Below are 24179 nucleotides of genomic sequence, written 5' to 3'. Positions count from 1 at the left end.
CGATGACCTCTTCCGGCAGCCCCGCCGGTGGACAGCCGGTAGACAGACGCCTTTGGACGGTGCGTCACGGGATGGCATGGGTCAACCTGTTGCGCCTGCTCTGATCGAAAAAACGTCACCGGACAGCACGACGAGGCACCAGGCAACACGAACGCTCACGGTCTCGTAATGCGTAGGTCTCGGGTTCGAATCCAGTTGCCCGCGACACCGGCGTGGGACTCGCAAGCGCTGGTCGGGCCGCTCCGAACCAGGGACTTCCCAGGGACTTTTCAGGGACTTTCAGCTCTGTCCCGGGGACTTTCCAGGGATTTTTCGCTGAGTAAGCGAGAAAGGGTCTGACAGCTTCGAAAGACACAAAGCCCCAGGTCAGGGTCGGTTTGCTGTCGGTCGATGCCGCTCAACAGGCCGTGTTCCCGTGCAGTCCACGTGGGCCGGGCGAGGACGCGCAGAGGGGGACCTGGCGGGCACCGCGAGAGCCATCCGACGGTAGTGCCGCCGTGGACGCTGTTCCGGGTGAACTCGCCCTTGAACAGCGCCACTTGGCGGCGTTGCCGCACTCGCTAGTACGTGTAGAAGCCCGAGCCGGACTTCCGGCCGAGCCGGCCCGCGTCCACCATGCGCTGGAGCAGCGGGGGAGCGGCGTACAGCGGCTCCTTGTACTCCTCGTACAAGCGGCGCACCGACACGCCGCTCACCTGCCGGTCTCCCGCCGATCGCCTCGTCGACCACATGCTGCACGTACCGGCTGTGCTCCCAGGCCGATTCCTGCCCGCAGCCCGGGCAAAGCACTGAGATCCCGGCGGCGGTCCGCACGATGATCCTGACCAGGTCGTCGCCTGTCTCTACCGCCTCGACCAGCACCGAAGCCAGGTGAGGAAGCAACGCCGTCAACTCGACATCACACGCCACCAGCCTGCTCCAACAGGCCACCCACCCGTGCCAGAACCGAGAAGACGATCAACGGCTTCGGAAATCTTGTCAGAGCCTAAATCCGATAGACCCTCCGGATGCGCGCCGGCGGAAGGGGAAGGGTCCGCCCGCGGCAGCCCGCCGGTGCGGAGCGTGCGGCAGTGGCGTTCGTAGCGGGGGCTGCGCCTGCGGTAGCCGGACAGTGTGTCGACGGTCACGTGAATTACACGACAGCTGACGAGGTGATCGACACGGCCGTAGCACAGCTTTCCGGTGGCTCCAAGCTGTCGAATCTCCGGAACATCGGCTGATCGCCGACGGCACCCCCGTCGGGCGTGCCTGCGCCGATTGTTGAGGAGTACCGATGCATCTGGGATCTGAGCGGAGTCTAGGTAGTCAGCCGCGGAGCATCCGCAGGACAGTGGTCCGTCGGTACGACCGTCGGACCACTGTCCTGACCAGGCAACATTGCCTTGACGAGTTCGGTTTGGTCGCGGCCGAGCTGGCGGTGAAGTACGACTTGGTCCGGACGGCGGAGAACGACGTGGGCAACACCCCCTACAACGCGATCGGCCCTGGAGGCGCTTCCCACATCGGGTAGACCGTGTACTTGTCGGAGTGATTGCGGCCCCGGGAGACCTCCACCGTACGGATCACCGGTTTCAACAGAGAGCGACGGTCGTCGTGGTCGGCGGCTTTCCAGAGATCCAGGATTTTGACGAACATGCTTCGGTCCGGTCGGGGTAGGACCGTCGGCTGGTCCTGAAGTCGATGCTTCAAAGTCTCCTCCTCCGCCCGCAGTCCGGCGCGCTGCGTCTCCAATTCCGCTCGCTTGCGCCGTGCGGCGTCGGCCGATACCAGGCCATCAAGCACGGCGTCGGTGAGCTTGTCCTCCCTTGTGGTGATCTCTGTGAGCACCCCCTCGATTTCCCGAAGTCGGCGCACCGCCTGCTCTACGGCCGGGGATTCCGGGTTCGACACCACCTCGACAGCTTGTTGGCCCACTGACGTCTCCAACGTGGGTTCCTGCTCGACGAGATCGCGAAGCCACTGCACCACTGCTTCCTCGGCCCCCGCCAGCGTGGCGTACACCCCGTTCCCGGGACAGTCCTTGAACTTCATGTGCCGAGTGCAGCGATACAGCACGTCACGAGGATCAGGCACGCTGTTGACCCACGGACGCTGCACCTTCTTCGCCCGGAGCATCGAGTGCATCGAGCGGCGGCAGCCGGCGCAGCTCAGGAGCCCCGAGACGCTGTACTTCGCCCGGAAGCTGTGGCCCTTGTCGTCGCTGCTGGACAGTCGCCGCTCGACGTAGGCATCCCAGAGGCGCTCGCACTCCATCGTGTCGTCGATCACCGCGTCGTGCGCGCCCCGGTAATAGAGGTAGGTCGTGAGGTCTCGGTGCAGCGATGTGCGTTCCAGCTTCGTCCCGCCGTCTGGCGTCTCGACTGTGCGGTGCAGCAGTTCAGGAATCTGGTAGCGGACGAAGCCCAGACCGAAGCCGGAGTCGAGGATCTGGTAAAGGGCTCCGGCATCGATGTCGGTGCCGGTGTAGTGCTTCACGCCCTGCTCTTTCAGCCACAGCACCATTCCACGCACCGACTCACCGGCCGCGTACCGCCGGTAGAGAGACGCCAGGATCGGTCCCGTCACTGGGTCGATCTTCAGGATCCCGTCCTTGCACCGGGGGCAGGTGAGGAGCTGCTTGCCGCGCTCCGGGGGAGGGCAGGCGTCGCAGCGGAAGTAACCGAACCGGCCGCGGGAGCCGTGCGCCAGGCCGGCCCGGCGGCGCCGCTCGATGGTGTCCTTCCACGAGTCGGACTTCTGGTTGGACTCCAACTCCGCGATGTTCAGCATCTGGGCGATCGCGAACTTGCCGATCGTCGTCCTGCCGTCGAAGTCCTCGCGTGCAGCCCGGACCTCTATGCCGTAGTTGGTGAGGGTGTCGAGGTGCTGGAGCGACTCCCGCAGATTGCGGCCGAAGCGGGACCAGATCCAGAGGATCAGCACGTCGAACTCACGCCGCCGCGCCATGTCGATGATGTCGGCGATGCTGCGGTCGTCGAACGCGCGGCCGGACTTTCCGATATCGATGATCGGATCCATCACGATCTCGATGTCCTCGCCTTGCGCCAGTTTCGTGGCGTGCTCCACCTGGAGCTCCGGACTGATCATGTCGGGCCGGTCCTTGGAGACCCGAACGTAGATGATGCCGCGTTTGCGGCGTTGATCAGGCTGTGGTTGAGGGAGCGAGGCCCCTACGGGGAAAGCGGGAGCCGGAACGGTGGGGCGGAGGCGGATCGGAGCTGGGTCTTGCATGGCAGTGATGTTAACTCGGAGCCACGAACGACGCCCCGAACATCGCCACCACGTGCTGGGCGCCGAGCCCGATCGTGCGCGGCCACGAGAGGCGTTCATCGGGTCGGACAACCGCTCCGGGCGCGGGCGTCCGCCCGTCGCCGTGCAGTTTCCAGCGCACGCCGAGGTCCATGGTGAGCTTCGCTTTCTTCGTACGTGAAACTTTGTCCGGACCATTGTCACGGGTACCTGGTGGTTCTACGCTCGCACGGTCTTACTCATGAACTGCGTTCATGTTTCTGATCGGAGGCTTGATGAGTGCGAGACCCCGTCTGGCTGTTCTCCTCGCCGCAGTGGCCACCTTCGCGGCCGTCGTCGTCCCCTCCGCCTCGGCCCACGCGGCGCCGAAGGCCCCCCGGACCGCCGTCCTCGACGGCACCCGGCTCCAGCAGACCCGACTGCGCCTCGACCGCGGAGATCCCCAACTGAAGCGCACGCTCGCGGGCTTGACGGCCCGCGCCGACAACTGGCTGGCCCAGGGCCCCTGGACGGTCGTCGACAAACCCAAGCCGGCCCCCGGCGGCGACGTCCACGACTACCTGAGCCAGGCCCCGTACTGGTGGCCCTCCCAGCCGAAGACCGCCGACAACCCCTGGGGCTGCCCGTACGTCCAGCGTGACGGCCGGCGCAACCCCGAGGTCGACACCGGCACCGACCGCCAGGACGTCGAGAAGGTCTTCGACTCGACGTACGACCTCGCGCTCGCCTGGTACTACACCGGCAGGAAGCAGTACGCCGAGAAGGCCGCCACCGTCCTGCGCACCTGGTTCCTCGCCCCGGCCACCCGGATGAACCCGAACCTCGACCACGGACAGTTCATCCCCTGCAAGTACGACGGCCGGGCCATCGGCATCATCGACTTCTCGCAGTCCTACACCAGCGTCCTGGACGCGATCGCGATCCTGGAGACGGGCGCCCCCGGCTGGTCGAAGAGCGACCGCACCGCCATGCGCGCCTGGAACACCGACTTCCGCGACTGGCTGGAGAACAGCGCCTTCGGCGGCGAGGAGGGCGCCGCCGAGAACAACCACGGCACCTTCTACGACATGCAGCTCGCCGCCCTGGCGTACGCGACTGGCGACGAGGACCTCGCCCGCAGGACCGTCCTCGGCGCGGAGTCCAGGCGGATCGACCCGCAGATCGCCGCGGACGGCAGCCAGCCCCAGGAGCTCACCCGCACCCGCAGCTGGCACTACTCGACCTTCGACCTCGTCGCCTACACCCGCCTCGCGGCCATCGGCCGGCACGTCGGCGTGAACCTGTGGCGGTACACGGGGCCGGACGGCCAGACCCTGGCCAAGGCGGTCGACTATCTGCTGCCCGCCGCGACGGGCGCCGCGCCGTGGCCCCACCCGGAACTGGAGTTCCACCGCTACGCGGCGAGCGACATCGTGCACGCGGCGGCCGACGCGGGGGACCGGGCGGCCCGGGCCGCGGTGCCGGAACTCGAGACACCGCCCGGCGGCGACCTGTGGGCGCTGCGGCCCGCCGCCGAGCAGCTGGACTCGATCGCCGGCTGACCGGAGGGCGTACGAACACCCTGATCAGGGGCTCCTGAGCGGCCGCTTAGGATGGGGATGTCCCCACCGTCCCCACCGGCACCCTCAGGAGCCCCGCCCGTGACCGCCGAAGCCCCCGCCGCCCCCGCCCTCTCCTACGGGCGGCTCCTCCCCGTCACCGTCCACTTCGACGACCTGGACGCACTCGGCCTGCTCCACAACGCCCGCTACCCGGTCATGGTCGAACGCGCCTGGACGGCCCTCTGGAACGACCAGGGCTTCCTGGCCTACGAGGGCGACTGGGAGGCGGCGGGCGACTTCTGCAACGCGGTCAAGGAACTGCGGATCAGCTATGAGGCCCCGGTCAACCGCCCCGGCGGGTACGCCGTCCACCTCTGGCTGGAACGCCTGGGGAACACCGGACTGACGTACGGCTTCCGCTTCTGCTCGGCCGACGGCGCGCTCACGTACGCGCACGGGACGCGGGTCCTCGTCCGGCTCGACGCCGCGACGCTGCGCCCCACGCCCTGGAGCGACCGCTTCAGGGCCGTGGGTCGGGAACTGCTGCGTTCGCAGGACTGACCTTCGGCCGGTCGCGCTCGCCCGCGCGCAGTACCCCCGCGAACGCGGCAAGGCCGCACGCCAGCACCGTGACCAGCCCGAACGACACCACCAGGCTCGTCGCCTGCGCCAGCGTGCCGATCGCGCTCGGCGCGACCAGACCGGAGGTGTACGTGATGGTGGCGACGCCCGCGATGGCCTGACTGGGACTGGGGCCGCTGTGCCCCGCCGCCGCGAAGCAGAGCGGGACGACGACCGCGATGCCGAGACCCATCAGGGCGAAGCCGCTCATCGCCACGGCGGGGTGGTTCGCGAGGACGACGAGCAGCCCGCCGAGCACGGCGAGACCGCCGCCGGCCCGCACCGTGCGCACCGCGCCGAACCGGTTGACCACCGCGTCGCCCACGATCCGGGCCAGCGCCATGGTCAGCATGAATCCGGTCGTCGACGCGGCCGCCAGACCGGCCGAGCTGCCCAGCTCGTCCTTCAGATAGACCGCCGACCAGTCCAGACTGGCGCCCTCCGCGAACACCGCGCAGAAGCCGACCGCGCCGATGAGCAGGGCGGACTTGGGCGGGAGCGCGAAGCGCGGCGGCGGGGCCTCGTCCTCGGCCGGTCGCAGGTCCAGCACCCATCGGCAGGCGGTGACGCCCAGGACCGTCAGGACCCCGGCCGCCAGCGCGTGGTGCAGGCGCGCGTCCGAGCCGAGGTGCGCGGCGAGGGTGCCGCCGGCCGAGCCGACCAGGGCTCCCGCGCTCCACATGCCGTGCAGTCCCGACATGATCGACTTGCCGAGGCGGCTCTCGATCTCGACGCCGAGCGCGTTCATCGCCACGTCCGCCATGCCTGCCGAGGCGCCGTAGACGAAGAGGGCCGGGCACAGCGTGTAGATGTTCGGCGCGAGGGACGGGAGGATCAGCGACAGCGTCCACAGGGACATCAGCCCGCGCAGCGCGGTACGGGCGCCGAAGCGGTGGCTGATCCTGCCCGCCAGCGGCATCGCGACGGAGGCCCCGATCGCCGGGCACGCGAGGGCCAGTCCGAGCTGGCCGGTGCTGACGGACGCGTGGTCCTGGATCCAGGGGACACGGGTCGCGAACGAGCCCGTCACCGCTCCGTGCACCGCGAAGACGGCGGCCACGGCGTACCGCGCCCGCTTCACCTCGCGCAGGTCGTAGACCACGTAACCCATCTTTCCCGCCCCTCCAGGCTCCGCTTCCCGCGCTGCCGCCGTAAACTATCAGGAACCCTGCCTGATAGATAGGTGATTTACTGGCCGTCGACCGAGCGACTGATCTGGGAGGATCCCGGCATGCCCGCATCACCGAGCACCGCCCGGGCCATCAACGACCGCCTCGCACTGCGCCTGCTCCAGCAGGAAGGCGCCCTGACGGCAGGGCAGTTGAAGCAGCTCACCGGACTGTCCCGGCCCACCGTCGCCGACCTCGTCGAACGCCTCACGGCCGCCGGACTGATCGAGGTGGTGGGGGAGTCCGGGGAGCAGCGCCGAGGCCCCAACGCCCGTCTGTACGGGATCGTCGCCGACCGGGCCCATCTCGCCGCCCTCGACGTCCGCACCGAGGGCGTCTCGGTCGTCGTCTCCGACCTCCTCGGCAGGGAACTGGCCAGGGCGTCGGTGCCGATCGCGGACGGCACCGGTACCGGGCCCGCCGTCGAGCAGGCGGTCACGCTGGTCGAACGCGCGGCCAAGGAGGCCGGGGCGGATCGCCTGCACACGGTCGGCGTCGGCGCCCCCGGCCTCATCGACCCCGCCACCGGCGAACTCCGCGACTCCTCCGGCCTGCCCGAATGGCACCGCCGCCTGGTCGCCGCCCTCCAGGAACGGCTGCCCGCCCATGTGATCGTCGAGAACGAGACGAACCTCGCCGCCCTCGCGGAGCAGCGTGAGGGTGCCGCCCGCGACCGCGACACGTTCGTCCTGCTCTGGCTCGGCCACGGCACCGGTGCGGCCGTCGTCCTCGACGGCAGACTCCGTCGTGGTGCGTCGGGCGGCACGGGCGAGATCGGCTTCCTGCCGGTACCGGGCACGACGACGCTGCCCTCGGCGACGGACTGCGAGGGCGGGTTCCACTCCCTGGCGGGGTCCGCCGCGATCGCGGAACTCGCGGCCGGCTACGGGTTGGTGGCGACAGCGGTGTCGCCCGGCGAACCGGAGGCGGCGACGCTGGTGAGGCAAGCGGTGGCGACCCTTCCCTCCCCTTCCCCTGCCTCTTCTTCCTCCGGAGCCGACCGTTTCCTCTCCGCCCTCGCCGACCGCCTCGCCATCGGCGCGGCGTCCGTCGTCGCCGTTCTCGACCCGGGGTGCGTGGTGCTCGGCGGTGAGGTGGGGCAGGCGGGCGGGGAGGTGCTGGCAACGCGGGTCGGCGAGCGACTCACCCGGATGTCCCCGCTGCCGGTCGAGGTGCGCGCGAGCACGCTGGGCGGCGGTGCGGTACTCCGCGGAGCCCTCCTGACGTCCCGGGAATCAGCCCAGGACGACCTCTTCGCGCCGCGCTCACGGTGATTCGATGCGGGCGCGCCCCGGATGGGGAGACCCGGCGGCGGGGCAAGGGCCTCCGTCACCGCCGCCGGGTCGCTCAAGGGGCGAGTGCGACACCTCGGCTTCGGCAAACCATTGATCATGGACCTTAAGAGGACTAGACCAGAGCGGTCAATGGGTACGGACCAATGGGCGATCGCGTCAAGCGTGAGGATTTCCGCAGGAGTTGACCTCCCGCGATCCGTCGGAGAAGTCCATCCGGACGACCTGTGAGGCACCCCACAGGCGTTCGCACGCATGGACGTGGATCAGACGTGGCACACTGATGCTGTACCAGAAGCAGCGCACTCCGGGGTCGGTGAAAGTCCGAACCGGCGGTTATAGTCCGCGACCCGGTCGCTTCCAGCGGCCGGTTGACCAGGTGAAATTCCTGGACCGACGGTTAAAGTCCGGATGGGAGGCAGTGCGCGGCGGGCGGGCATTCGTGCGCGCTGCCGTTTGTTTCGGCGCGTCCTTCGGGACGTGTCGCCCCATGCGGCTCGCTCCCGGTGTCGCAGTCCGCTCATTCTGTCGTCATCGACAGGCCCCGGAGTCCGTGCCCCATGAGGCAGGAGGACCCGGGAAGTGTTCACCGGAATCGTCGAAGAGCTGGGTGAGGTCACCGCCGTCGAAATTCTCGACGACGCCTCCCGTTTCCGTCTGCGTGGCCCCGTCGTCACGCAAGGCGCACAGCACGGCGACTCCATCGCCGTGAACGGCGTGTGTCTCACGGTCGTCGAACACGAAGGCGACGAGTTCACCGCCGACGTCATGGCCGAAACCCTGGACCGCTCCAGCCTCGGCGCGCTGACCGTCGGCTCCCGCGTCAACCTGGAACGCCCGATGGCCGTGGGCGAGCGCCTCGGCGGCCACATCGTCCAGGGTCACGTCGACGGCACGGGCACGGTCATCGAGCGCAAGCCGTCCGAGAACTGGGAGATCGTGAAGGTCTCCCTCCCCGCGGACCTCTCCCGCTACGTGGTCGAGAAGGGCTCCATCACCGTCGACGGCATCAGCCTGACGGTGGTCGACGCGGGCCCGGACTTCTTCACCGTCAGCCTCATCCCCACCACCCTCGACCTCACCACGCTCGGCCACAAGCAGGCCGGCGACCCGGTCAACCTCGAGGTGGACGTCATCGCCAAGTACGTCGAGCGACTGCTCGGCGCCCGCGGCGAGCAGCCGGTCGCGCTGCCCGACACCCAGGGGAGCGGGCAGTGAACTGGCTGAACTCCGAGGCGTTCACGCTCCTCGGACAGCACATCAAGTGGTCGGACATGATCGGCAACATCGTCGGTCTGATCGGCCTCGCGCTGGGCTGGCGGCGCTCCATATGGAGCTGGCCCGTCCAACTCCTGTCCGGCGTCATCCTCTTCGCGGCCTTCGCCAGCGGCCATCTCTCCGGCAGCGCCGGAAAGCAGGTCGTGGTCATCGTCGTTGCCCTGTGGGGCTGGTGGCAGTGGAACCGCGGTAAGGCGGAGGGCCGGGACGGGCACATCTCCGTACGGTTCGCCACCTGGCGCGAGCGCGCCTACATGGTGGGCGCCGCGGCCGTGGGCACCCTCGCGGTCAGCGGTCTGTTCCACGCGTACCCGACCCTGTCCTGGGACCCCTGGCCGGACGCGTACATCTTCGTCGGCACGATCGTCGCCATGTACGCGCAGGCCCGCGGCATGGTCGAGTTCTGGTTCGCCTGGCTGCTGGTCGACGTGGTGGGCGTCCCGCTCAACTTCGCCAACGGCTACGCCTTCTCCGGTTTCGTCTACGTCGTCTACGGCGCGCTCGTCCTGTCGGGCATGCGCGACTGGTGGCTGCGCTCCCGCAAGGCCGGGCAGCCCGTCCTGGAAGGAGCCTCCGCATGACCACGGCACCCGTTTGGTACAGCACGGGCCACGATGAGGACGCTTCGGACTTCGCGCTCGACCCGGTCGAGAAGGCCATCGCCGACATCGCGGCGGGCCGGCCGATCGTGGTCGTCGACGACGAGGACCGGGAGAACGAGGGCGACCTCGTCATCGCCGCCGAGAAGGCGACCCCCGAGATCATCGCCTTCATGATGAGCGAGTGCCGCGGACTGATCTGCGCACCCATGGAGGGCGACGAACTCGACCGCCTCCAGCTCCCCCAAATGGTCGAGAACAACACCGAGTCGATGAAGACCGCGTTCACCGTCTCCGTGGACGCCTCCGCCGCCCACGGCGTGTCCACCGGCATCTCCGCGGCCGACCGCGCCACCACGCTGCGGCTGCTGGCCGGCGGCGACGCCGAGGCGGGCGACTTCGTGCGCCCCGGCCACATCTTCCCGCTGCGCGCCAAGCCCGGCGGTGTCCTCGTCCGCAACGGCCACACCGAGGCCGCCGTCGACCTCGCCCGGCTCGCGGGCCTGCGCCCGGCCGGAGCGATCGTCGAGATCGCCGGGGAGGACGGACGCATGCTCCGTCTGCCCGAACTCATCCCCTTCGCCCGCAAGCACGGCCTGACGATCATCTCCATCGAGGACCTGATCGCCTACCGCCGTACCGCCGAGCCGACGGTCCGCCGTGAGGCCAAGACACAACTGCCCACCGCCTTCGGCGAGTTCACGGCGTACGGCTACCGCTCCACCGTCGACGGGGTCGAGCACGTCGCCCTCGTGCACGGCGAGATCGGCGACGGCGAGGACGTCCTCGTCCGTGTCCACTCCGAGTGCCTGACCGGCGACATCTTCCACTCGCTGCGCTGCGACTGCGGCCCCCAGCTCCAGACCTCCATGGAGCGCATCCAGGCCGAGGGCCAGGGCGTCGTGGTCTACCTGCGTGGGCACGAGGGGCGCGGCATCGGCCTGCTGTCCAAGCTGCGCGCCTACGAGCTGCAGGAGCGCGGCCGCGACACCCTCGACGCCAACCTGGAACTCGGCCTGCCCGCCGACGCCCGGGACTACGGCGCGAGCGCGCAGATCCTGGAGGACCTCGGCGTCCACAGCCTGCGCCTGCTGACCAACAACCCCGACAAGACCGACGCGCTGGTCCGGCACGGCCTCAAGGTCACGCGCCGGGAGCCGATGCCCGTACAGGCGGGCGAGCACAACCTCCGCTACCTGCGCACCAAGCGGGACCGGATGGGTCACGACCTGCCCTGGCTCGACACGGCCACCGTGTCCGCCTGCGGCAACCAGTAACAAGAAAGCACTGAGGAGAGACGTGAGCGGCAAGGGTGCACCTGAACTGTCCGTACGCAACTGCGGTGACCTGCGCGTCGCGGTCATCGCGGCACAGTGGCACGAAAAGGTGATGGACGGCCTCGTCAACGGCGCGCTGCGCGCCCTGCACGAGCTCGGGATCGACGAGCCGACCCTGCTCAGGGTCCCCGGCAGCTTCGAGCTGCCGGTCGTCGCCAAGGTCCTCGCGGGCCGCGGCTACGACGCGATCGTCGCGCTCGGCGTCGTCATCCGCGGCGGCACCCCGCATTTCGAATACGTGTGCCAGGGCGTCACCCAGGGCCTCACCCAGGTCTCCATCGACACCGGCGTCCCCATCGGCTTCGGCGTGCTGACCTGCGACACCGAGGAGCAGGCCCTCGACCGCGCGGGCATCGAGGGCTCCAACGAGGACAAGGGGCATGAGGCGGTGACGGCCGCCGTGGCGACCGCGGCCACACTGCGCTCAGTATCCGAACCCTGGCACTGAGGCAGGGGCGGTAGCGCGTAGGGTGGGCAGCATCATGTCCAAGAAGACGTTCGAGGAGCTCTTCACCGAGCTCCAGCACAAGGCCGCCACCGGCGATCCCGCCACTTCGCGTACCGCCGAACTTGTCGGCAAGGGCGTCCATGCCATCGGCAAGAAGGTCGTCGAAGAGGCCGCCGAGGTCTGGATGGCCGCCGAGTACGAGGGCAAGGACGCCGCCGCCGAGGAGATCTCGCAGCTCCTCTACCACGTTCAGGTGATGATGGTGGCGCGCGGGATCTCCCTCGACGACGTGTACGCCCACCTCTGAGCCGTAAACCCCGCAATCCCGTACGTTTCGTACGCACGAACGAAGGAAGCCGACCTCATGCTGCGCATCGCCGTCCCCAACAAGGGTTCCCTGTCAGGCCCTGCGGCGGAGATGCTGCATGAGGCCGGCTACCAGCAGCGCCGGGAGTCCAAGGAACTGCGCATCGTGGACCCGGGCAACGAGGTCGAGTTCTTCTACCTCCGCCCCCGCGACATCGCGATCTACGTCTCCTCCGGCCGCCTCGACATCGGCATCACCGGCCGAGACCTGCTCATCGACTCGGGCGCCAACGCGGAGGAGATCCTCCCGCTCGGCTTCGCCCGCTCGACGTTCCGCTTCGCCACCAAGCCCGGCACCGCCAAGGGCATCGAGGACCTCGGCGGCATGACGGTCGCCACCTCCTATGAGGGCATCGTGGCCAAGCACCTCGCCGACAGCGGCATCGACGCCTCCGTCGTCCACCTCGACGGCGCCGTCGAGACCGCGATCGAACTCGGTGTCGCCGAGGTCATCGCGGACGTCGTCGAGACCGGTACCTCGCTGCGCAACGCGGGCCTCGAGGTCTTCGGCGACCCGATCATGAAGTCCGAGGCCGTCGTCGTCCGCCGCGTCGGGGCCGACACCTCCGAGGAGGCCGAGCCCAAGGTGCAGCAGTTCCTGCGCCGCCTCCAGGGCGTCCTGGTCGCACGGACGTACGTGATGATGGACTACGACTGCCGCGCCGAGCACCTGGAAAAGGCCGTCGCCCTCACGCCAGGCCTGGAGTCGCCGACCATCTCCCCGTTGCACAACGAGGGCTGGGTCGCCGTCCGTGCCATGGTGCCCGCCAAGGAGGCCCAGCAGATCATGGACGACCTCTACGCGCTCGGCGCGCGGGCCATCCTGACCACGGCCATCCACGCCTGCCGCCTCTGAGGACCCCGACCGAAGCCATGCCCGACCTTCCCACGCTCCCCGTCACGTTCCGGCCCTCCCTCACCCGGGCCGTGCTGCTCACCGCGGGCGTCGCGATCTTCGTCGTCATAGCGACGGTCGCGATGCTCCTCGAACAGCTCAGCCCGGGGGAGAAGCTCAGCTTCGTCTTCATCGGCGCGCTGCTCTTCGGCGTCCTGCTGATGCTCTCGCGGCCCAAGGTCGTCGCCGACGAGACCGGCGTCACCGTGGTGAACATCACCAGCAGGCGACACCTGGAGTGGGCGGAGATCCTCCAGGTCAACCTGCGCCCCGGCGACCCCTGGGTGTTCCTCAACCTCAGCGACGGCACCAGCCTGCCCGCGCTCGGCATCCAGCCGGGCATCGCCAAACAGCGCGCGATCGAGGACGCCCGCGCCCTGCGCGCGCTCGCCGAGGCCCGCTCCATCGGCGACCCGGAGCAACATCACGGCTGACTCTCGGCCTTCCACCCTGCCTAACGGGCCCATGTCTTGATTAATCTGTTGGCGGAGGCGTTTTCGTTGCGCCTCCGCCACTGATGTTGCACGTGGTGACTCAGAGGCCCCCTGCTACCCGAGGAGTGACTCCCTCCAGCGATGGACGGATCGTCCTGTAGTACCTGCGCCGCCCCCTCCCGACATATCGAGGCGGCGGCATCATGACCATCCCCCTGCTGCTCCTTGGGGCGGCGTTCCTGCTGATTCTCGCCAACGGCTTCTTCGTGGCGGCCGAGTTCGGCCTTGTCACGGTCGAGCGGCCCGACGCCGAGAAGGCGGCGGCCGAAGGCGACCGACGGGCCGGTACGGTCGTCGAATCGCTCAAGGAGCTGTCCTTCCAGCTCTCCGGCACCCAGCTCGGCATCACCATCACCTCGCTCGTCGTCGGCATGCTCGCCGAACCCGCTCTCGCCGAACTGCTGCACGGACCCTTCACCGCGCTCGGACTGCCCGAGGGCGCCGTGTCCGGTGTCGCCGTGGTGGTCGGCATGCTGCTCGCCGCGGCCGTGCAGATGGTGATCGGCGAACTCGTGCCCAAGAACTGGGCGGTCTCCAAGCCGCTTCAGGTGGCCCGCTTCGTCGCGGGCCCGCAGCACGTCTTCTCCCGCCTCTTCCGGCCGGTGATCGCCGCGCTCAACACGGTCGCCAACCGGCTCGTACGGGCCCTGGGCGTCGAACCCGCCGAGGAGCTGGCCTCCGCCCGTACCCCCGGCGAGCTCGTCTCCCTGGCCCGGCACTCGGCCCAGGCCGGCGCGCTGGAGCAGGACACCGCGGATCTCTTCGTACGGACCATCTCGCTCGCCGACCTGACCGCGCAGCACGTCATGACCCCGCGGGTACGGGTCAGCGCCCTCCAGTCCTCCGCCACGGCCGAGGACGTCGTCAACCTCACCCGCGCCACCGGCCTGTCCCGCTTCCCCGTCTACCGGGAGCGGATCGACGAGATCGTCGGCATGGCGCACCTCAAGGACGCCCTGGCGATCCCCTCCCAGGACCGGCTGCGCACTCCCGTCGGCCGGATCGCCCAGGCCCCGCTGCTCGTCCCGGAGACACTGCCCGTGCAGCCCCTGCTCGAACAGCTGCGCAACCAGCAGCCGATCGCCGTCGTCGTCGACGAGTACGGCGGTACGGCGGGCGTGGTCACCCTGGAGGACATCGTCGAGGAACTCGTCGGCGAGGTCCGCGACGAGCACGACGCCAAGGACCTGCCGGAGCTCGCCGCCGCGCCGCCCGAGGACGGACGGCCCGCCTGGGACGCGGACGGCAGCTGCCGGGTCGACGTCCTGCAGCGCATAGGCCTCGACGTGCCCGAGGGCCCGTACGAGACCGTCGCGGGCCTCGTCGCCGATCTGCTCGGCCGGATCCCGGCCCCCGGCGACAAGGCCGAACTGCCCGGCTGGCGTCTGTCGGTACGCCAGGTCGGGCACTACCGGGCCGAACGGGTCCGGCTGGTCAGGACCGCCGACGCGGTTGCCGCGCCGGAGGCCGTCCGATGAGCGTGCTCCAACTCCTGTTCGCCGTGTTGCTGGTGCTCGCCAACGGGTTCTTCGTCGGCGCCGAGTTCGCGCTCGTCTCCGTGCGGCGCAGTCAGATCGAACCCCTCGAGTCCGCGCGGGCCCGTCAGGTCCTGTACGGCCTGGAGCGGTTGCCGCAGATGATGGCGGCGGCCCAGTTCGGCATCACCATCTGCTCCTTGACGCTCGGCGCGGTGGCCGAACCGACGGTCGCCCACCTGGTGGAGCCCGTCTTCGAGGCGGTGCGCCTCCCCGAAGGGGTGATCCACCCCCTCGGATACGTCATCGCGCTCGCCCTCGTCGTCTTCTTCCACCTCGTCATCGGCGAGATGGTCCCGAAGAACCTGGCGATGGCCGCACCCGAGAAGACGGCACTGTGGCTGAGCCCCGGCCTGGTGGCCTTCGCGCGCCTGTGCCGTCCCGTCACCGTCGCCCTGGGCGCATGCGCCCGCCTCATCCTGAAACTCTTCCGGGTCGAACCCAAGGACGAGGTCGAGGCGGTCTTCACGAGCGAGCAGCTCAACCGGCTCGTCGAGGACTCCGGTCAGGCGGGCCTGCTGGACCCCGAGGAGCAGGAACGCCTCGAAGACGCCCTGGAACTGGGCTCCCGCCCGGTCACCGACGTCCTCCTGGACCACGACTCCCTGGTCACCGTCGGCCCCTCCGTCACTCCCGGCCAGGTCGTCGCGCTCACCGCCCGCACCGGGTACTCCCGGTTCCCGGTGGTCGCGGAGAACGGCGCCTTCATGGGCTATCTGCATGTGAAGGACGTACTCGACCTGGAGGAGTCCGAACGGGCGGTTCCCCAGCACCTGTGGCGGCACATGACCACCCTGAGCTCCGAACTGCCGTTGGACGACGCCCTGACCGTGATGCGCCGCGCCGCGACGCACCTCGCGCAGGTCGCGGACGCGTCGGGGAGGGTTCTGGGTCTTGTCGCGCTGGAGGACGTCCTGGAGCTCCTGGTCGGCGAAGTACGCGACCCGGCCCATCGGGACGTCGGCGCTGCCGCTGTGACCACGCCGCTCACGGAATCCCGCCTCAGCGAGACCCCGGAGCAGGCCCTGGCAACCTGACGCCACCGTGTGGGGAGCTGCTCGCACAGCTCCCCACACCCCCAGACCGGGGCTGCGCCCCGATTCCCCCTGCGCTTGGTTGTTCGGGTACGGGTCGGGGGTGCTGGCGCGGTTCCTCGCGCCCTTGGGCCGGGGCTGCGCCCCGATTCCCCCTGCGCTTGGTTGTTCGGGTACGGGTCGGGGGTGCTGGCGCGGTTCCTCGCGCCCTTGGGCCGGGTCTGCGCTCCGATTCCCCCTGCGCCTGGTTGTTCGGGTACGGGTCGGGGGTGCTGGCGCGGTTCCTCGCGCCCTTGGGCCGGGTCTGCGCCCCGATTCCCCCGGCGCCTGGTTGTTCGGGTACGGGTCCGGCGGGCGCTGGTCGCGCAGTTCCCCGCGCCCCTGAGAGCCTCGGCGCATCCGGCGTTCGAGGCCGAGGGCCCGCCCACCCCGGCCGCCGCCCCGCACCTTCAGCCCGTGCGGCGTTTGCGGACGAGGCCGAAGGCCGGTGCCCCACCCACCCCGTCAACCCACCCACCCGGGTCGGCCCCGGCGTTCAGCCCGTCCGGCGATCGAGGACGCGGGCGTTCAGGCCGATGAGGGGGTCTGGGGGCGTAGCCCCCAGGGATGGGAATGGGTAGGGGCGGCGGGGCGAGGGACGTTGGTTACATCGCTGACGGGTCCTGGGGGCCCCGGCCCGACAGCACCTCCCCGTACGCCTGCATAAGGTCCGGCAGCCGGAGTGTCGACAAGTCGTCGCGGGAGGGCGTGTTCGGGTAACCGGAGAGACGGAGGTCCCGGTACGCGCAGCTCTTCTCGTACAGGGTCCGCAGGAACCGGCCGTTGCCGAGTTCGTCGATCCAGCCCTGATCGACCACATGCCCGGCGATGGAGCGCAGCTCGTCGAGCGCCTCCTCGTCCCAGATGTCACCGTTCTCGGCGGCGAGCACCTCACCGATGGAGGTGAGTTCCAGGGGGCGGTAGGAGGGGAAGTCGACCCGGGTGGTGAAGCGGGAGGAGAGGCCGGGGTTGGCGGCCAGGAGGCGGTCCATGCCCTCCGGGTAGCCGGCGAGGATGACGACGAGGTGGTCGCGGTTGTCCTCGGCCCGCTTCAGCAGCACCTGCAGCGCCTCGTCCCCGTACGCGTCCCCCTTGCCGTAGCCCGAGTTCGACAGCGCGTACGCCTCGTCCACGAAGAGGACCCCGCCGATCGCCGAGTCGATCAGCTCGTTGGCCTTGACGGCGGTCTGGCCCAGGTACTCGCCCACAAGATCCGCCCGCTGCGCCTCCACGAGGTGGTCACCGCCGAGCAGACCGAGCGCGTAGAACACCCGTCCGAGAATGCGAGCCACCGTGGTCTTGCCGGTGCCCGAGGGGCCGGAGAAGACGAAATGGCGCTTCGGCGGCTGGACGGGCAGGCCCTGTCCGGCCCGCAGCCGCGCCATGTTCAGCTGCGCCGACAACGCCTTGACCTGCCGCTTGACCGGCTCCAGCCCGACCATGCGCTCCAGTTCGGCGAGCGCTTCGTCAAGTAAGGCGGGGTCGGTCGGCCCGGCCGGCAACGGCTGCACCGGCACCACGGCCTTCTCGCGCACCATGTCGGTCTCCGGCGGCAACGCGCCCGGCGGGAGAGGATCGGGCTGCGAGAGTTTCAGGTCGCGGCCCTCGGCGCCGAAGAGCGGATCGATCCCGTCGGGGCCGTCCATGACGTCCTGCCCGACCCCGGCGAGGGTGATCGCCGCGAGGTCGGCGGCGGCATCGTCGTACCCGTCGCCCTCGGAGATCGCGGCCAACCGGGCCGAGGTGTCCATGAAGGCCGGGTCGACACGGTGCACCGCCCGGTACAAGGGAAGCGCGGCGGCCGACCGCCCGGTGCCCTCGTGGGCCCGCGCGAGCCAGTACCGCAGCTCCTTGCGCTGGGGCTGCTCGCTGCGACAGCGCATCAGGGCGGAGGACAGGAGCGGCTCCGCCTGGCCGAACATCTCCAGGCGGACCCGGGCCATGCCGCCGAAGAGGCCGGCCTCTATGCCCAGCATGGGGTCGTCGATCAGCGGATCCGTGTGCCTGACCAGCTGCTCCCAGTCCTTGACCAGATAGGCCCGGCAGGCGTGCAGAAACCGCACCTGGTGATCGGCGTCGACCGGCGGCAGCCCCGCGAGCGCCCGGTCCAGCTCGGGCACATGGCGGCCGTCCAGCCAGTGCGAGGCGTGCGCGAGCAGCAGATCGCGCGGGCTCTCCAGCACCGGCTGCACCCACCAGCCCAGCCAATACCAGGAGTTGAGCGTGCGCCGGTGCCGCGAGCGCTGCTCACCGAAGCGGTCCCGGTGCCGGAACATCCGCAGCAGCGCGGTCGTCGTGTCCACCCGCAGCGCGTGCAGTCCGAGCCAGCCGTCCGCCATGCCCGGGTCCATCCGGACCGCGGTGCGGAACTCCTCCTCCGCCTGCGGATAGGCGCCCATGGTGTAGGCGTCCACACCTCGCATCCAGGCGAGGTCGGCCGGGGCCTCCGGGCCCTGCATGCCGAAGTCCATCACGTCCCCCACAAACCGTGCCCCCGATGGTTCTCCGAACGGGCCGGTGCCCGTCGGCAGCTTTGATCGAACCCCTGTGCCGCGGACGGGAGTTGCGCCGGTGCGCAGAGCAGCCGTCCGAAGGTCGCACCGAGAGGCATCGTACCTGCGGTTCATGGGCGTGCCGAAGGGTGCCGCACGCCCCGTTCCACGAGGTGGGAGCAGATGGGGCGCACTTGACTCGGTGACCGAGGGTGAGCGGATCGCGGCGTGGAGCGCCCGAAAAGAGAGGGTGTGGGCAGAACGAAGCCCCCGATCACGGGGGAACAACCGGGGGCTTCGCGACTGCGGGCGGCTTCGAAAGGCCGCACATTCAGAACGTAAGTCCTGTACGGCCCCCGGGTCAAGCCGAGTTGAGGCACTTGGAGAACTTCCCCCGCAAGGCTCTTCACAAGTTCAGCACATTGCGGACGATCCGTCACCGTGAGTGATGGGCTGGTCTGGTCCAGCGGTCTCAGTGGGTCCCGAAAACACCTCGTATCCCTCAGAACACTGGCGCACCAGAAGATCGGCGAAGGGTCTTGAGGGATCCTCGACGAAATGCTGACGCTCGGCGGCGACCCACCCGGCCCAGAACGCGCTCTGCGCCTCGCCGTCCCGTCGCCGCCCTCGTGTCCAGGCCTCGTCGCGCGCCAGTTCCATCCACAGCAGCCGTGCGAGATGCGGGCGCAGCGTCCGGCGCCCTGCGCCGACCCCCTCCAGCAGGATCACGGGCGCGGGCGGCAGTTCGCGGACCGGACCGAAGGCGCGGGCGGTCCAGTCGTACGGCGCGTAGCGCGCCGTTTCGCCCCGGCTCAGCGGTTCCACCACCTGGCGCAGCAGCCGCTGGGTCCAGCCGAACAGTTCCTCGTGCGTCGCGATGTCGTCGAGGTGCAGCACGGGCGCGTCGCCCAGTGCCGCGGCCAGCCGTCCGGCGAAGGTGGTCTTCCCGGCGCCGGCGTGCCCGTCGACGCCGATCAGACGGACGGGTCCGCAGGAGGGCGGCAGGGCGCTCAAGCGCGCGGCGAGATCGCGAATGACGGTTCCCGAGGTGCGGTGAGGTGCGGGCGCATCTGCCCGGCGGGCACATGCACCCCTGTACGGGGAACACTCTAGTGGCGGCCGGCGCGCCCCACCGGAATCGAGGCGTCGCAGGTCATGCCAGTGGTCCCGACCAATATTGGTGGGCGCGGCACAGGCCGAAGTGCTGGCAGGAGCCGCCTTCCACCGTCCATAGTGGGGAGCCGTCGCTTCCGGACGAACTGGGGGTCCCCCACCCATGACCAGAGCTTCAGAGCCGTCCCGCAGAGCCCTGCTGGCCGTGGCGGTCGTCGCGGTGGCGACCGGTACCGCGGGCTCCGCGGCCGCGGCCACACCGGCCGGGGCGGCGCACACGCACGCGGGTCCGGGCCTCGTGGACAACCGGGCCTGGACCTCGTACGCCGACTGGCGGACCGGCACCGCGAAGGGCACGCGGGCCATCGAGGCCGCCCGTCCAGGCCTGGTGATCGCGACCCCGGCCGGCACCGCGGACTACACCGACCCGCACACCGGAAAGACCGCGACCTGGGAGTACGCGACCTGGACCTCCCCGGTCCACCGGCTCGCCGTCCCCGCCACCGAGGCCATCGCCTCCTGGAACGCGCACACCCCGGCGGGCACCTGGCTCCAGGTCGAGCTCACGGGCACGTACTCCGACGGCACCGCCACCCCCTGGTACGTGATGGGCCGCTGGGCGGCCGGCGACCAGGACATCAGGCGGACCTCCGTGGACGACCAGAAGGACGGCAAGAGCAGTATCTCGACGGACACCTTCTCGATCGACGACGCGGCCTCGGGCCTGCGCCTCGTCTCGTACCGGCTCCGTCTGACCCTGTACCGCAGCCCGGGCTCCGGGCTCACGCCCACCGTGTGGCGGCTCGGCGCGATGGGCTCCGACATCCCCGACCGCTTCACCGTCCCGGCCTCCACCCCCGGGCTCGCGAAGGAGTTGACGGTCCCGCGCTACTCCCAGGAGATTCACGCGGGCCAGTACCCCGAGTACGACAACGGCGGTGAGGCCTGGTGCAGCCCCACCTCCTCGCAGATGATCATCGAGTACTGGGGGCGCAGGCCCACAGCGGAGCAACTCGCCTGGGTCGACCCTGCCTTCGCCGACCCGCAGGTCTGCCACGCGGCCCGCTTCACCTACGACTACCAGTACGGCGGCTGCGGCAACTGGCCCTTCAACGCGGCGTACGCGGCGACGTACAAGGACCTCCAGGGTGTGGTCACCCGCCTCCGCTCGCTCACCGACCTGGAGACGCTGATCGCCGCCGGCATCCCGGCCATGACGTCTCAGTCGTTCCTGAAGTCCGAGCTGACGGGGGCGGGGTACGGGACCTCGGGCCACCTCATGACCGTCATCGGATTCACCGCGGGCGGCGATGTGATCGCCAATGACCCCGCCTCGCCGGGCGACGACGCCGTGCGCCGGGTCTACAAGCGGCGCGAGTGGGAGAACATCTGGCTCCGTACCAAGAGGTACAACGCCTCCGGGAACGTCGTCTCCGGTACGGGCGGGGTCTGCTATCTGTACTTCCCGGCGAATCCGTCGGCGGGGCAGCGCGAGGCGCTCAAGGCGGTCGGAGTCCGTTGACTGGCGAGTGAGGGGGCGGCCCCCGTGGTGCCGCCCCCTCACTCAGCCTCAGTCCCTCACCTCTGGTCGCTCAGCCCTGGACCGGGTTGACCACCCAGTCGGGGTGATTGGGCATCGGCGGGGTCTTGGCACCGTAGAGCCACGGGTGCAGGAAACCGTCGAGGTCCTGGCCCGCGACCTTGGACGCCAGGTCGACGTAGTCCTGGGTACTGGCGATCTTTCCGCGGTACTCGGTGACCCAGGCCCGCTCGATCTTCCCGAACGTCTCCTCGCCGACCTTCTCGCGCAGCGCGTACAGGACGAGCGTCGAACCGTCGTACCTTGTAGCCGCCGTTGCCGTCGAGCGGGAAGACCGGGTCACCGAGACCCGGCGCACCCGGGGAGGGCGCGGCGGACGGGGACGTGGGGGCGGACGGGGAGCAGGCGGCTTGCGAGACCGGCCCCGTCAAGGCGGCTGCCACCGTGATCGCCTCCGCCAGGGCGAGGCGGGCTCTGCGGCGAGGCGTCCGGAACGTGCTCATCGAGGACCTTTCGGTTGGCTGACCACTGTGCTGTGAGGAGACCCACACCCCCGGCGCATCGTTGCCGAAAAGCGCGGTATTCGAAGGTGGTCGAAGTGTCCGGCGTGTCCCGTCGAGGGGTTCGGGGTGACCAAGGTCTCTACCGCTGAAACCCGTTCCGGTGGCAAGGTGGTCGGGTCGGTGGGGAGCCGGCGTGGGGCGGGGGATGTCACCGCACCACTACGTCAGCGAGAAACCATGACCGCGAGCTCCGCCACCGCCACCCGACTCCGCGCCCGCTCGGGCGGCCCCGAGGACGACGGCCCCAAGATCCTCGAACACGTCGCGGGCTGGACCTTCGTCGTGGTCCTCGCGATGCTCGTCACCCAGCTCGGCCTGCTGTGAACCGACCCGGCAAAACCGCTGTGAACTGACCCCGCGGACGCCAGGCCGAGCCGAGCCCACACGACAGTTCTCCCCAAGACCGCGCCCGGTCGATCAGAGTCGAACGAGTGGGTGGTACCGGTCTGCCATACTGCCAACGTCCCGCTGGCAGTCGGAGACTAGGGCTGGAATTGAATCATAGTCAACAGCGCGCCGTCGACCGCCCCCGGGCGCGCGGCACCGATCGCTCACTGGCGCGCCGCGCCGAACTCATCGCCATCGGGCGGAAGTTGTTCGCCGACACGTCCTACGACGCACTGTCGATGGATGACATCGCACGCCAGGCGCATGTCGCCAAAGGGCTGATCTACTACTACTTCAAGTCCAAGCGCGGCTACTACCTCGCGATCGTCGAGGACTCGGTCGCGGACCTGATCTCCCGGGCGGCGAGCGGCCTCGAACTGCCCCCGGCCGAGCGGGTGCACCGCACCATCGACGGCTATCTGCGCTACGCCGAGCACAACCAGGCCGCGTACCGCACGATCGTCACCGGCGGAGTCGGCTTCGACACCGACGTGCAGGCCATCCGCGAGGGCGTGCGCGAGGTCATCGTCGAGACCATCGCCGAAGGGGCGTACGGCAGGCGCAAGATAGCGCCGCTGCCCCGTATGGCGCTGCTCGGCTGGCTCTACAGCGTCGAGGGCGCGACCCTCGACTGGATCGGCCACCCGGCCCTGCCCCGCGACACGGTCCGTGAGCTGCTGGTGAAGATGCTGGGCGGCGCGATGCGCGCGGTCGAGGAACTCGACCCCTCCTACCGGGCCCCGCAGGCGGCCCGCCGGGAGGCCTGAGCGAGGGGCGGGGGCAGTCGAACCCCCACCCCGACTCTCGTACGGCACCGGCTAGTCGATCGCCTTGATCAGCTCCCCGTTCGAGGTGTCACCGCTGAGCTCCCAGAAGAAGGTGCCGCCCAGGCCCTGCTGGTTCTTGTACGTCATCTTCCCCGCGATGGTCGAGGGGGTGTCGTAACTCCACCAGTTGGTACCGCACTTGGCGTACGCCGTGCCGCCGACCGTGCCCGTCGCCGGGCACTTCGTCTTCAGCACCTTGTAGTCGTCGATGCCCTGCTCGTACGTTCCCGCCGCCGGTCCGGTGGCCGTGCCGCCGGGGGCCGCCTGGGTGACCCCGGTCCAGCCGCGCCCGTAGAACCCGATGCCCAGCAGCAGCTTCGAGGCCGGGATGCCCAGGCCCTTGAGCTTCGCGATCGTGGCGGAGGTGTAGTAACCCGCCTTGGGGATACCGGTGTACGAGTTCAGCGGAGAGTGCGCAGCCGTGGGGCCGGCCGCGTCCCAGGCGCCGAAGAAGTCGTACGTCATCGGGTTGTACCAGTCGACGTACTGCGCCGCGCCCGCGTAGTCCGCCGCGTCGATCTTGCCGCCCGCCGTGGCGTCCGCCGTGATCGCCGCGGTGACCAGGTTGCCGGAGCCGAACTTCGCCCGCAGTGCCGCCATCACGTTCTTGAAGGCCGCCCTGCCGCTGGTGTCGCAGGTGTTGCCACAGGCGTTCGGGTACTCCCAGTCGATGTCGATGCCGTCGAAGACGTCCGCCCACTTGGAGTTCTCGACCAGGTCGTAGCAGGACTGCGCGAACGCCGCCGGGTTTCTGGCGGCCTCGCCGAAGCCGCTCGACCAGGTCCAACCGCCGAAGGACCAGAGGACCTTGAGGTTCGGGTGCTTCTTCTTCAGCTTGCGCAACTGGTTGAAGTTGCCGCGCAGGGGCTGGTCCCAGGTGTCGGCGACACCGTCCACCGACTGGTCGGCGGTGTACGCCTTGTCGGTCGCCGCGTAGGCGTCGCCCATGGCGCACTTGCCGCCTGTGACATTGCCGAAGGCGTAGTTGATGTGAGTGAGCTTGGCGGCCGAGCCGGACGTCTCGACGTTCTTGACGTGGTAGTTCCGGTCGTAGACGCCCCATTCCGTGAAGTAGCCGACGACCTTGGAGCCGGCGGCCTCCTGGGCCGAGGGGGCCGCGGTGGTCGCGGTGGCCGTGCCCGCGCCGGCGAGCAGCGTCGCGCCGAGGGCGGCGCAACAGGCGGCGGACAGGAGCGCTCGGAAGCGGGAGCGGGGGCGGTGCGGTCGGAGCATCGGTTCTCCTCGTGGGGGAGGGGAGTGTGGGGGAGGCGTGCTGGGACCTGCGCGTGCCGTTTGGCATGAACGCGGTGAGGCGTTGACGGAACAGTAGGAGGACTAGACCAGTGCGTCAATGGTTCGG

The 24179-nt window shown here is 69.7% G+C and carries 20 protein-coding genes, 3 pseudogenes and 1 riboswitch; of the genes and pseudogenes, 15 read left to right on the top strand and 8 right to left on the bottom strand.

Translation table 11 applies throughout. From position 1 onward, the window contains the following. Nucleotides 1–560 precede the first annotated feature (560 nt). The 3 genes and pseudogenes from ABZ656_RS34420 to ABZ656_RS34410 form a co-directional block, all read right to left on the bottom strand. Nucleotides 561–695, bottom strand: a pseudogene (locus ABZ656_RS34420) (3-hydroxyacyl-CoA dehydrogenase family protein); the annotation flags it as partial. 772 nt (nucleotides 696–1467) lie between these two features. Then, nucleotides 1468–3231: a recombinase family protein gene (locus tag ABZ656_RS34415; protein WP_360273243.1), complete on the bottom strand. Its 1764-nt coding sequence runs from the start codon at nucleotides 3229–3231 to the stop codon at nucleotides 1468–1470. Between the two features lie 16 nt (nucleotides 3232–3247). Continuing rightward, nucleotides 3248–3403, bottom strand: a pseudogene (locus ABZ656_RS34410) (nitrate reductase); the annotation flags it as partial. Nucleotides 3404–3524: 121 nt separating this feature from the next. On the opposite strand from ABZ656_RS34410, the gene ABZ656_RS34405 reads away from it, so the two are divergent. Together ABZ656_RS34405 and ABZ656_RS34400 are read left to right on the top strand one after the other, a co-directional pair. Then, nucleotides 3525–4790 carry an alginate lyase family protein gene (locus ABZ656_RS34405; protein ID WP_360273240.1) on the top strand — a complete coding sequence of 422 codons (1266 nt, stop codon included), beginning with the start codon at nucleotides 3525–3527 and terminating at the stop codon, nucleotides 4788–4790. Nucleotides 4791–4889: 99 nt separating this feature from the next. Then, nucleotides 4890–5351: a thioesterase family protein gene (locus ABZ656_RS34400; protein ID WP_101406320.1), complete on the top strand. Its 462-nt coding sequence runs from the start codon at nucleotides 4890–4892 to the stop codon at nucleotides 5349–5351. Here the strand turns inward: ABZ656_RS34400 and ABZ656_RS34395 are convergent. After that, nucleotides 5311–6522, bottom strand: coding sequence for an MFS transporter (locus tag ABZ656_RS34395; RefSeq protein ID WP_101406321.1), 1212 nt, complete (start codon nucleotides 6520–6522; stop codon nucleotides 5311–5313). The genes ABZ656_RS34400 and ABZ656_RS34395 overlap by 41 nt on opposite strands. Before the next feature lie 120 nt (nucleotides 6523–6642). Between ABZ656_RS34395 and ABZ656_RS34390 the strand changes: the two genes are divergently transcribed. The 10 genes from ABZ656_RS34390 to ABZ656_RS34345 all read left to right on the top strand — a co-directional run bounded on the left by ABZ656_RS34390 (nucleotide 6643) and on the right by ABZ656_RS34345 (nucleotide 15861). Beyond that, complete coding sequence (locus ABZ656_RS34390; protein WP_360273236.1) at nucleotides 6643–7854, top strand: ROK family transcriptional regulator; 1212 nt, start codon at nucleotides 6643–6645, stop codon at nucleotides 7852–7854. 316 nt (nucleotides 7855–8170) lie between these two features. After that, a riboswitch (FMN riboswitch) is annotated at nucleotides 8171–8301 on the top strand. Between the two features lie 153 nt (nucleotides 8302–8454). Next, nucleotides 8455–9090 (top strand): riboflavin synthase, encoded by a 636-nt coding sequence (locus ABZ656_RS34385; RefSeq protein ID WP_101406323.1) that lies wholly within the window; start codon nucleotides 8455–8457, stop codon nucleotides 9088–9090. Beyond that, nucleotides 9087–9731 (top strand): nicotinamide riboside transporter PnuC, encoded by a 645-nt coding sequence (gene pnuC, locus ABZ656_RS34380; RefSeq protein ID WP_101406324.1) that lies wholly within the window; start codon nucleotides 9087–9089, stop codon nucleotides 9729–9731. The genes ABZ656_RS34385 and pnuC overlap by 4 nt, the downstream gene beginning before the upstream one ends. Continuing rightward, nucleotides 9728–11026, top strand: coding sequence for a bifunctional 3,4-dihydroxy-2-butanone-4-phosphate synthase/GTP cyclohydrolase II (locus ABZ656_RS34375; RefSeq protein WP_360273231.1), 1299 nt, complete (start codon nucleotides 9728–9730; stop codon nucleotides 11024–11026). The genes pnuC and ABZ656_RS34375 overlap by 4 nt, the downstream gene beginning before the upstream one ends. Nucleotides 11027–11048: 22 nt before the next feature. Next, nucleotides 11049–11534, top strand: a complete 486-nt coding sequence (gene ribH / locus ABZ656_RS34370; RefSeq protein ID WP_067366149.1) for a 6,7-dimethyl-8-ribityllumazine synthase — start codon at nucleotides 11049–11051, stop codon at nucleotides 11532–11534. Between the two features lie 34 nt (nucleotides 11535–11568). Then, nucleotides 11569–11841 carry a phosphoribosyl-ATP diphosphatase gene (locus tag ABZ656_RS34365; RefSeq protein WP_015661856.1) on the top strand — a complete coding sequence of 91 codons (273 nt, stop codon included), beginning with the start codon at nucleotides 11569–11571 and terminating at the stop codon, nucleotides 11839–11841. A gap of 57 nt (nucleotides 11842–11898) precedes the next feature. Further along, nucleotides 11899–12756 carry an ATP phosphoribosyltransferase gene (gene hisG / locus ABZ656_RS34360; protein WP_101406326.1) on the top strand — a complete coding sequence of 286 codons (858 nt, stop codon included), beginning with the start codon at nucleotides 11899–11901 and terminating at the stop codon, nucleotides 12754–12756. A 17-nt stretch (nucleotides 12757–12773) separates the two neighbouring features. Beyond that, a complete protein-coding gene (locus ABZ656_RS34355) occupies nucleotides 12774–13229 on the top strand; it encodes a PH domain-containing protein (protein WP_101406327.1) in 456 nt (151 codons plus the stop codon). Nucleotides 13230–13432: 203 nt separating this feature from the next. Further along, the gene (locus ABZ656_RS34350; RefSeq protein WP_101406328.1) at nucleotides 13433–14767 is read left to right on the top strand and encodes a hemolysin family protein; all 1335 of its coding nucleotides are present in this window, start codon (nucleotides 13433–13435) and stop codon (nucleotides 14765–14767) included. After that, nucleotides 14764–15861: a hemolysin family protein gene (locus ABZ656_RS34345; RefSeq protein WP_360273225.1), complete on the top strand. Its 1098-nt coding sequence runs from the start codon at nucleotides 14764–14766 to the stop codon at nucleotides 15859–15861. The genes ABZ656_RS34350 and ABZ656_RS34345 overlap by 4 nt, the downstream gene beginning before the upstream one ends. Nucleotides 15862–16502: 641 nt before the next feature. Here the strand turns inward: ABZ656_RS34345 and ABZ656_RS34340 are convergent. Continuing rightward, nucleotides 16503–18368, bottom strand: a complete 1866-nt coding sequence (locus tag ABZ656_RS34340) for an AAA family ATPase (protein WP_101406330.1) — start codon at nucleotides 18366–18368, stop codon at nucleotides 16503–16505. 435 nt (nucleotides 18369–18803) lie between these two features. Continuing rightward, on the bottom strand, nucleotides 18804–19403 hold the full coding sequence (locus ABZ656_RS34335) for a hypothetical protein (RefSeq protein WP_360273221.1): 600 nt from the start codon (nucleotides 19401–19403) through the stop codon (nucleotides 18804–18806). A gap of 262 nt (nucleotides 19404–19665) precedes the next feature. Here ABZ656_RS34335 and ABZ656_RS34330 point away from each other — a divergent pair, with 262 nt between their 5' ends. Beyond that, nucleotides 19666–21024, top strand: a complete 1359-nt coding sequence (locus ABZ656_RS34330; protein ID WP_360273218.1) for a peptidase C39 family protein — start codon at nucleotides 19666–19668, stop codon at nucleotides 21022–21024. A 70-nt stretch (nucleotides 21025–21094) separates the two neighbouring features. On the opposite strand, the pseudogene ABZ656_RS34325 reads toward ABZ656_RS34330, so the two are convergent. Then, nucleotides 21095–21343: pseudogene (locus ABZ656_RS34325) on the bottom strand (M1 family peptidase); the annotation flags it as partial. Between the two features lie 439 nt (nucleotides 21344–21782). Between ABZ656_RS34325 and ABZ656_RS34320 the strand changes: the two are divergent. Beyond that, on the top strand, nucleotides 21783–21929 hold the full coding sequence (locus ABZ656_RS34320) for an SCO1431 family membrane protein (RefSeq protein ID WP_129592329.1): 147 nt from the start codon (nucleotides 21783–21785) through the stop codon (nucleotides 21927–21929). Nucleotides 21930–22099: 170 nt separating this feature from the next. Beyond that, a complete protein-coding gene (locus tag ABZ656_RS34315; RefSeq protein WP_101406332.1) occupies nucleotides 22100–22759 on the top strand; it encodes a TetR/AcrR family transcriptional regulator in 660 nt (219 codons plus the stop codon). 51 nt (nucleotides 22760–22810) lie between these two features. On the opposite strand, the gene ABZ656_RS34310 is transcribed toward ABZ656_RS34315, so the two are convergent. Then, nucleotides 22811–24052: a glycoside hydrolase family 18 protein gene (locus tag ABZ656_RS34310; protein ID WP_101406333.1), complete on the bottom strand. Its 1242-nt coding sequence runs from the start codon at nucleotides 24050–24052 to the stop codon at nucleotides 22811–22813. Nucleotides 24053–24179 lie beyond the last annotated feature (127 nt).

Source organism: Streptomyces sp. NPDC007095 (assembly GCF_040634475.1).
Classification (GTDB): domain Bacteria; phylum Actinomycetota; class Actinomycetes; order Streptomycetales; family Streptomycetaceae; genus Streptomyces.
Note: the sequence above shows the minus strand (reverse complement) of the source record. Positions and strands in the feature narration are given on the sequence as shown.